We start from the raw sequence: 8,197 nt of genomic DNA on the forward strand, positions 1-8,197 counted from the left end.
CCATGCGCCATCTCGCCGTCGCTCTTTCCCTGGCGCTGCTGCTGCCGGCCGCGCAGGCGCAGGAGACGCTGCGCGAGCGCCTCAAGGCCCGCGCCGAACAGCGCCGCGCCGACAAGGCCAGCGAAGCGCCGGCCAAGGGTGGCCTGCAGGAGCTGCAGGTGCAAGGCCGCAAGGTGCTGGTCCACCTGCCGACGGGTTATGACGCCACCAAACCCGCGCCGCTGGTGCTGGCCTTCCACGGCGGCGGCGGGCATGCCGAGTACATGGCCGACGACGAGAAGTACGGCCTGCAGAAAAAGGCCGACGAGGCCGGCTTCGTCGTCGCCTTCCCCAACGGCTACAGCAAGCTGCCGGGCGGGAAGTTCGCCACCTGGAATGCCGGCGGCTGCTGCGGTGACGCGCGCGACAAGGGCAGCGACGACGTCGGCTTTGCCCGCGCCACCGTGAAGGCGATCCAGGCCCGCTACAGCATCGACGCCAACCGCGTGTTCGCCACCGGCATGTCCAACGGCGGCATGCTCAGCCACCGCCTGGCCTGCGAGGCGGCCGACGTGTTCCGCGCCGTCGCCGCCGTCGCCGGCACCGATGCCACTGCGAGCTGCACGCCGAGCAAGCCGATCTCCTTGCTGCACATCCACGCCAGGGACGACACCCACGTGCTCTTCAACGGCGGCGCCGGTGCTGACGCCTTCCGCGACAAGAGCAAGGTGATGGAGTTCGTCTCGGTGCCCGAGACGATCTCCCGCTGGACCCTGCGCAACCGCTGCACCGTCCCACCCCAGCGCACGCTCGACAAGCCCGGCGCCACCTGTGAGACCTACAGCGGCTGCGCCGGTGGCGTCAGCGTGCAGCTCTGCGTCACCGACACCGGCGGCCACTCCTGGCCGGGCGCGGACAGCGTGCGCCGCGGCAAGCCCGGCGCATCCCGGGCGCTGGATGCCAACGACGCCATCTGGCGCTTCTTCGAGCAGGCGTCCCAATGACTCTGCACGCAGAGCGCGAACCCCACTGGCGCCGGGCTTGACACCGTTGTCATTACTCAAGCAACATGCATTGAAAGCGCTTTCAAAGCGGCTTTCTCGTCCCTGATCCTGCCTTTCCCATGCGCCCGCTGACCGCACCTGCCCTCCAAACTCCCTCCCTGACCGGCGCGTCCACCGCGCTGCGCACGCAGTTCTTCGTAATGGGCATGCTGTTCGCCACGTGGGGCGTGCACGTGCCCATTGTCAAGGCCCACTACGGCCTGGGCGAGCAGTCGCTGGCACTGGCCATGCTGGCCAGCGGCGTCGGTGCGCTGGCGGCGCTGGCGTATGCCGGGCGCATCGTCGGCCGCTGGGGACCGCGTGTCGTCGCCACCGTCATGGGCTGCGTGAGCTGCGTGGCCATCGCCTGCCTGGAGTCATCGACGCACTACGTCGGGCTGCTCGCGGTCATGCTGGTCTTTGGCGCCTTCGGCAGTCTGTTCGACGTGTCACTGAGCGCCGAGGCCAGCGAGATCGAGCGCCTGGCCGAGAGGCCCATGATGAGCGGCTTCCACGGCATGTTCAGCCTGGGCGGCATGGCCGGCGCCGGCCTGGGCAGCGCCGTACCGATGCTGGGCCTGACGCCGCAAGGCCATCTGCTGCTGGCCACGGGGCTGTGCGCTGTCGCGGTGCTCGTCGCCAGCCAGGCCATGCTGCCGCTGCCCGAGAAGCACGACGCCGAGGAGAAGCACCCGCTGAGCCTGCCGCGCGGCCCGCTGCTGCTGCTGGGTGTGCTGGCGTCCATGGGCCTGATCGCCGAGGGTGCCATCTACGACTGGAGCGTGCTGTTCATGAAGCAGGAGCGCGCCAGCAGCGCCAGCACTGCCGCGCTGGCCTATGCCGCCTTCAGCGGCGCGATGGCGGCCGGCCGCTTCGGTGGCGACTGGGTGCGCGCGCGCGTCGTGCCGCGCCGCCTGCTGCGCGCCAGCGGCGTGCTCGCCGCCGCCGGCATGGCCCTGGTGCTGGCCGTGCCGTCGCCCGGCATCGGGCTGGTTGGCTTCGCCCTCGTCGGCCTGGGCCTGTCCAACGTCGTGCCCATGCTGTTCAGCGCCGCCTCGCAGGTGCCGGGCGTGTCGCCTGCCCACGGCATCGCGGCCGTGTCGGGCGTGGGCTACATGGGCATGATGGCTGGCCCGCCGCTGATCGGCCTGATCGCCGAGCGCTCCTCGCTCACCGTCGGCCTGGTCGTCGTCGTCGTGTTCGCGGTCTTCATGGCCGTGTCGGCGAAGCGGGCGCTGCGCGGCTGACGCGAGCACCGTGTAGCGACAAACGAAACATGCCGGTGCCCGCTTGAAGCAGGCGCGAAACGGTAGCCCAGGAGACTGCCGGCTCACAACCGGTGGCCCCGATGAAGCGATTAACCCTTCTGTACGCAGCGCCCGTCATCCTGGCGATGGCGTCTTTCGCGCAGTGCGTGATGGCGATGAGCGCCGACGGCAAGGCCTTCGTGGCGCAGTTTCGCGAGGCCGCCGCCCGGCCCGGCAGCGCCGCCTTGGCCGATCTCGCCGAGCTGCCGTTCCTGTTCGAAGGCCGGGCGCATCAACGCCGGGCGTTCATAGACAAGGTCGTTCCCGCGCTGTTCACGCCGCGCGTGCGGCAATGCCTGCAACAAGCCCGCCCGCAGCCTGAGGGCGCCCGCTTCGTCCTGTGGTGCAAGCCCTACGCGTTCTACCTGGGGCCGGTACGGGGGCGGTGGCGGTTGATCGAGTTCGGGGTGGATGTGGAGTGAGGGGCGCTGCGTTTGGGAGGGCGAGGGGGCGCGGAGTGCTCGGTATCGGCGCAGGCCGATCCCTCGGCCTGCGCGGCAAGCGCTCCGGCCCGTGGCTGCACCACGTCCAAGGCAGTCCACCGGACTGCCTTGAGCGAACCACTCGGCGGTTCTCATCCGCCCCGAACCCCCAAACGCAAACGGCACCTGCCGGCTAGCCCATAAGGCCGCACACCATCAAACTATAAGTCCGCACACGGCTGGGACTCTCCGACGTCCTAAGTGCAAACTGCAGATCGCCCCGCAAGCCACACGCGCTGGTAAGTTTGCACAAACCCGACCACACGCTGCATAAATTTGCACAAAGGGAATCACCCGCAGGTCTTGGGTAACTTTGGAAGCGAGTCCTCACTTGGCCGCGCCGATGCACTGACGAACGGCTTGCTTGGGCCGAATATCAACTAGGCGGGCAGTCCGCCTCGCATCCTCTCTAGAATTTTCAGCACCTGGTGCCGGCCCGACGCATTCCGCAAGGCTTGTGCGGGCGTGGCGCCCCGGAGTTCCGGCGACGGCTCCTTCAGCCAAGCATCTAGCCAAGCCGCGAGATCAATTCCACTGTCGACTTCGCCACTTTGCGCGACAAGGCGACACAGCTCTTCAAGTAGCTCGGCTTTTGCCTCGGCGAATTTCATGATGGAGCCTTCTTCCGACAGAACCAATTTCAAGGGTTTCCATGGCGCGGCACCAGAGCGTACCGCCAACGAGCGCGCCAGCACCAACTCCCCACGCCCAAGCGCTGCTTCGCTGAAGCACCCGCTGTGGGTGCGCCACCCTCGCGCCGTCTCCCACCAGCAAGCGACTGCGCGAAGGGTGTTGAATCCCGCCGTCAAGACCGCTATGCACTAGCGATCAAGCGCTTTCTTGATTTGTGCTGCAACAGATTCCACGACAGTCATGTCGAGGCCTGGTCCTTCAGTTGAGGTAAACAGGTTCTTGCCTTCGATGAAGCCATTCGCCGCGTACCAGGCCTTCTTCTTTTCCCAGCCCTGGGGTCGGGTGAACCAAGTCTGACTGTCCCCGAGTACTGGCGCCGTCGGCCACCAGCTTGCCTTGATCGCCGCCACGTGCGAGCGAGCGCAGATCTCCTGAGGCGAGCTCGGTCCGAACTGCTGCTGGAGCCCAGGCTCCTCGAGAGCCGCAACGGCTTCACGCTGGAGGGCCTTGGGAAACTTGCCAAACGACTTCAGACCGACACATCGATGTTGAAGCGTCACTTCCCCGATGAGTGCAGGGAGTACATGGCCAAGCGCAAGGAGATACGCCTCGCCCTCAACGTTCGGGCAGATCAGGCTCGAATGGCACGCTTGAAAGCTGCAGCTCAAGCCGTGATGGAGCAGGCACTGCCACTGACGATCCGAAACCTGAAACGGACGGGCATCTTGAAAGTCTCTGACTTCGTGTCGCCAGCCGGCTAGCACCCCAGCCTGACGCACACGGAGCCACTACCTCGATCGGGCACGTCAGGCCGTGAAACCAAAAGATTGCACAACGGGCCCTGAAAGCATAAAGCCGCACTTTGTGCGGCTTTATGGACTACCCGGCAGCACCCCGAGGGGTGCCGTTCTTGTCTGGTGGCTGGGGCGGAATCGAAAAACCGCTCCAAGCAGCGCCACCGCTCAATCTTCCGTCTTACTCGCCGCTTCGGGTACACCCGTGGGTACACCAGACAAAGAAGCCGTGGGGCGGTAGCTGATTGCCCCCCAGCTAGTAGCATTCTTGCAGCTTTTCTCAAGCCACACTTATCGAAGCCACCATGCGACTTCCGAAAGGAGTTCTTGGCTCTATCCCAGCCAGGGGCGTCGACATACGCGCGGTGCACGCGATCAAGCCTGAATGTCCTCCAAGCACGGCGTCCACCGCGGACAGGCCTTTTGGGAAAAAAAAGGGAGCAGCCCGTCAATCCAGCGATGCGATCAAAAGTGCATCGCTCGGGCCAACCCGTTTCTCCAGTTCCTGCAGCGCCTGGCCAAGCTGATGTCGCTGCCGCTCGAAAAACTCGGTTGGTCCCGTCAACGTCGCGACGTTGGAAAACACCTTCAACATCGACTTCAGCGTTGTCCTTAGATAGAACTCCAAATTGGCGCAGAGCAGGCTCGCCATGACGACTTGACGTCCCGCGTGCACGATGTCGCAGCGAGCACGATAGATGCGTTCGATCTGCCACCGGATGCGACGGTCATGCGCCTTGATTAGGTCGGCGGTGCTAGCGGGCGACCTCAAGCCTTCGACGAATGCGGACAGGTGCTTCCACACGTAGGGTTGAGACTCGCAGGCAGTCAGCAAAGCAGCGCTATGCGCAGGATCTTTGAGCACTGCGTAGAACTCGGCGTTGGAGAACTGCTTGACCTTCACACCAGCGCCGCCAACTTGCACCTCGACATTGAGCACAGCCAGTGCGTTTCGAAACGCCAGCAAGTGCTTAGGCAGGTAGGCCAGTGCGAGCGTTGGTGCAAGCGCGCTCTTGACCGTTTCGCCGATATCCCGACCGCCCTTGCCGCTGCTCAGGTACTCAAGCCCCGTCCACCAGTTCACCAGCTTGTTGTCGAACATGTTGGCGCCGGTGCCCAGTCGATACAAGCGAAAGGCGGAGAAGATCCGATCACGGGTTTCGGTCTGCGAGGGGTCGCGCGTGGCGAGCACCGCCAAATGCTTGACGAACTCCTCCAAGGTTCTCGTGGGCAGTTCGGCCTCAGGGTTGGGCACGAGTTGGGGCAGGGGAAGCAAGCGATACATGTCGCCGTCGCGAAGCAAGAAGCGCGTGTCCGCCTTGATCTCCGGCGTGTCGTACTCGAACCGCATAAGGTCAAGGATCTGGCCGATTTCTCCATAGGCTTGCAGACCGGCAGATCGCCCATCGCGGCTCTTGACCACGGCGGAAGCAAACAGCCGGCGGGGCCGAGTTGAAAAGAGCTCCCGCCCGAACATCGGATCCGGCAATTCCGGCCCGTCCTTCGAGATGACCACCGATCCGAAACTGCCGCAGCAGACATCTGACGCCCTGGGCGCCCCCGTGATCGCGAAGACGACGGTGTGCTCCCGCGCAGGGGCGAGGATCTCACTCTTCAGACGCTCCAGCCTCTCTGCAAAGTTGTAGGGCGCCCGAACCGGCGCGGCAATGGCTGCCGGCGTTCGCGCCGGTGCCGCTGTCAGTTGGGAGACTCCAGGTAAAACGGCGAACGGCGGGCGGCGATGCGCTGGTGGATGCGCTCGATGGGCGCCCGTGACGGCATGGTCCCTTGGTAGAAGCAACCGATAGAGATGGAACAGGCTCTCCAGGCTGAAGCCCTGGTCATGTGCAACGCTCACGATGTCGCGGCACACCCGCTCGATGCCGGCGTAGATTGCCGCGCGCTGCTCCTGCGTCTCTCCAGCAGGGACGTCCTGCAGCGTAGTCTCCATCCAGGCGAAGCAGTCAGCCAAAAAGTGGTCATGAAGCGCAGTTTCTGCCTCGCGCATGAACGAGCGGAGCAGCAGGATGTTCTTCTTGAACCCAGCTTCCTTGGCTTCGACCGCTTCCTTGATGAAGGCAACAGCGTCGGGCAAGCCCTGATGCTTGGGGGCGTTGGCGATGATGACGGGATGGTTGTGGAGGATCTCCAGCGCTTCCTGGGCCACCACCTTGCGATCCTCGTCGCTGGCTGGCGGATCGAACATCCGGCGAAGTTCACGCAGGATATTCAGCGGGTTCATCACCCGAACTCGGTAGGAATCCAGCGAATGATCGTGAACCAGGTTGAACCATGCACTGAGGAAAAACTGCTGTCGTGCATTGATGCCCAGGTTGGCGGCATTCAACTGTTGGTCGATACGCATGGGTAGCGGGCTATAAGAGGGGCTGTGTTAGGATACCCTCACGCCGCGAGTTGAACTGCATCCTCGCGCGACCGAAAAAGCCAGGAATTGGAGGTGCAGGCTGGGTTAAGACCCGCTGTACTCTCCTCTTCCCCCTACAAGAGCACGGGCCGCAAACGCGGCCCGTGCTTTTTTCTTGCCTCCATACGGCTCATGGGAACACCCTTTCAACCCGCCCCCGTCCCGGAGATGGCGGCCCGGCGTCGGGTGTGGCGGGTGTGGCGGGTGACCTTGTGACGATCTGGCTCCGGTCGACGTCCAGTCGCAACCAAGGCTAGTTCGCCGAGCTGTCAGGCCTGTTCACATGCAGCGCGAAGGACTCTGAGCCTGCTGTCACCGACCGCCATATAGGAGCCAGTCCGTGATCGGCATGTAGGAGCCAGTGGCTGACCGGCATATAGGAGCCACTGCGTGATCGGCGTAATGGAGCCAGTGCCGGATCGGCATATAGGAGCCAGCCGGCACGGGTGACGGGCGTCTCGAACACCGCGAGGCCATCTCTACCCTTCGGGCCATTTGCCCGGAGGGCCAGGGATGGCGCGCAGGAGATTCAAGATGCATCACTACCGACAGGCCCTGCTGCGCATGCGGCAAGGCGACTCCGACCGCGACATCGCCGCAGCCCGCGTCATGGGCCGGCCCAAGGCGGCGCAGTGGCGACTCATTGCCACCGAGCGCGGCTGGCTGGAGGTCTCGCTGCCTCTGCCCGACGACGAGACCATCGCCGCCGCGCTGGGCAGCCCGCGCAAGGCCAGCAGCACCATCTCCACGCTGGCGTCGCACCGCGATCAGGTCGGTGCCTGGGTCGAGCAAGGCGTCTCGGGCACAGCCATCCACGCCGCGCTCAAGCGTCGGCACGGCTTCACCGGCAGCTACTCGGCGGTGCGCCGCCTGGTGGCCGACATCCGCAGCCACCTGCCGCCCGAGACCACCTGCCGGATGGACTTCGAGCCCGGCGACGCGGCCCAGGTCGACTTCGGCGCCGGTCCCACGCTCGTTCACCCGGACGGCCAGCCGCGTCGCACCTGGGCGTTCGTGATGACGCTGGCCAGCAGCCGCCACCAGTACGTCGAGTTCGTTGCGCCATCACCCGCGCCTGCGCCCAGGACCCCACCGTGCAGCGCGCCTACGCCGAGTGCGCCGAGGGCTACGGCTTCAAGATCGACCCCTGCCCGCCGCACGACCCGCAGAAGAAGGGCATCGTGGAATCCGGCGTGAAGTACCTCAAGGGCAACTTCCTGCCATTGAGGACGTTCCGCGACCTGGCCGACCTCAACGCGCAAGCCCGCGCCTGGGTTCTTGAGGAGGCCGGCGTGCGCTGCCACGGCACCACCCGGCGCACGCCGCTGCAGACAAAGGCACTCCCCTCAGATGCGCTGATTACCGTGGCGAGATCGCTAGGCAGGACGTTCCAGACCAAGTTCTTTGGGCTCTCTGAAAATTCGAGTGGGTAGGATTTCGGCTGGATAGGTGCTGAAACGGGGATCGGGATGACGGCCAAAGTGTTTGAAGCGGCGCTGGGGATCAGCGCGCCGTGGTCGGTGGGCGCGGTCGA

Annotated in this window: 9 protein-coding genes; 6 read left to right on the plus strand and 3 right to left on the minus strand. The window is 65.1% G+C overall.

The annotated features are described in order from the left end of the window. The first annotated feature begins 2 nt into the window (after positions 1-2). The 3 genes from ACG00Y_RS23185 to ACG00Y_RS23195 all read left to right on the plus strand — a co-directional run bounded on the left by ACG00Y_RS23185 (position 3) and on the right by ACG00Y_RS23195 (position 2,751). Positions 3-983: an extracellular catalytic domain type 1 short-chain-length polyhydroxyalkanoate depolymerase gene (locus ACG00Y_RS23185; protein WP_394483019.1), complete on the plus strand. Its 981-nt coding sequence runs from the start codon at positions 3-5 to the stop codon at positions 981-983. Between the two features lie 119 nt (positions 984-1,102). Then, complete coding sequence (locus ACG00Y_RS23190; RefSeq protein WP_394483020.1) at positions 1,103-2,269, plus strand: MFS transporter; 1,167 nt, start codon at positions 1,103-1,105, stop codon at positions 2,267-2,269. 92 nt (positions 2,270-2,361) lie between these two features. Next, positions 2,362-2,751, plus strand: a complete 390-nt coding sequence (locus tag ACG00Y_RS23195; RefSeq protein ID WP_394483022.1) for a hypothetical protein — start codon at positions 2,362-2,364, stop codon at positions 2,749-2,751. A gap of 440 nt (positions 2,752-3,191) precedes the next feature. On the opposite strand, the gene ACG00Y_RS23200 is transcribed toward ACG00Y_RS23195, so the two are convergent. After that, positions 3,192-3,455, minus strand: a complete 264-nt coding sequence (locus ACG00Y_RS23200; RefSeq protein ID WP_394483023.1) for an MbcA/ParS/Xre antitoxin family protein — start codon at positions 3,453-3,455, stop codon at positions 3,192-3,194. A 177-nt stretch (positions 3,456-3,632) separates the two neighbouring features. Then, positions 3,633-4,004, minus strand: coding sequence for a hypothetical protein (locus ACG00Y_RS23205; protein WP_394483025.1), 372 nt, complete (start codon positions 4,002-4,004; stop codon positions 3,633-3,635). 24 nt (positions 4,005-4,028) lie between these two features. Between ACG00Y_RS23205 and ACG00Y_RS23210 the strand changes: the two genes are divergently transcribed. Next, entirely contained in the window at positions 4,029-4,205 is a 177-nt protein-coding gene (locus ACG00Y_RS23210) for a hypothetical protein (protein WP_394483027.1), read from the plus strand. 481 nt (positions 4,206-4,686) lie between these two features. Here ACG00Y_RS23210 and ACG00Y_RS23215 read toward each other — a convergent pair whose 3' ends face one another. Then, positions 4,687-6,603: a hypothetical protein gene (locus ACG00Y_RS23215; protein WP_394483029.1), complete on the minus strand. Its 1,917-nt coding sequence runs from the start codon at positions 6,601-6,603 to the stop codon at positions 4,687-4,689. A gap of 594 nt (positions 6,604-7,197) precedes the next feature. Between ACG00Y_RS23215 and ACG00Y_RS23220 the strand changes: the two genes are divergently transcribed. After that, entirely contained in the window at positions 7,198-7,860 is a 663-nt protein-coding gene (locus ACG00Y_RS23220) for a hypothetical protein (RefSeq protein WP_394483030.1), read from the plus strand. Continuing rightward, positions 7,857-8,096 carry a hypothetical protein gene (locus ACG00Y_RS23225; RefSeq protein ID WP_394483032.1) on the plus strand — a complete coding sequence of 80 codons (240 nt, stop codon included), beginning with the start codon at positions 7,857-7,859 and terminating at the stop codon, positions 8,094-8,096. The genes ACG00Y_RS23220 and ACG00Y_RS23225 overlap by 4 nt, the downstream gene beginning before the upstream one ends. Positions 8,097-8,197: the final 101 nt, after the last annotated feature.

It is taken from the genome of Pelomonas parva, assembly GCF_043555835.1.
Lineage (GTDB): Bacteria > Pseudomonadota > Gammaproteobacteria > Burkholderiales > Burkholderiaceae_C > Pelomonas > Pelomonas parva.

What these genes read in the sequence shown, in the direction of transcription:
- ACG00Y_RS23190 (WP_394483020.1), top strand. Translation starts at nt 1,103, where the DNA reads ATGCGCCCGCTGACCGCACCTGCCCTCCAAACTCCCTCCCTGACCGGC.
- ACG00Y_RS23185 (WP_394483019.1), top strand. Translation starts at nt 3, where the DNA reads ATGCGCCATCTCGCCGTCGCTCTTTCCCTGGCGCTGCTGCTGCCGGCC.
- ACG00Y_RS23220 (WP_394483030.1), top strand. Translation starts at nt 7,198, where the DNA reads ATGCATCACTACCGACAGGCCCTGCTGCGCATGCGGCAAGGCGACTCC.
- ACG00Y_RS23215 (WP_394483029.1), bottom strand. Translation starts at nt 6,603, where the DNA reads ATGCGTATCGACCAACAGTTGAATGCCGCCAACCTGGGCATCAATGCA.
- ACG00Y_RS23210 (WP_394483027.1), top strand. Translation starts at nt 4,029, where the DNA reads ATGGCCAAGCGCAAGGAGATACGCCTCGCCCTCAACGTTCGGGCAGAT.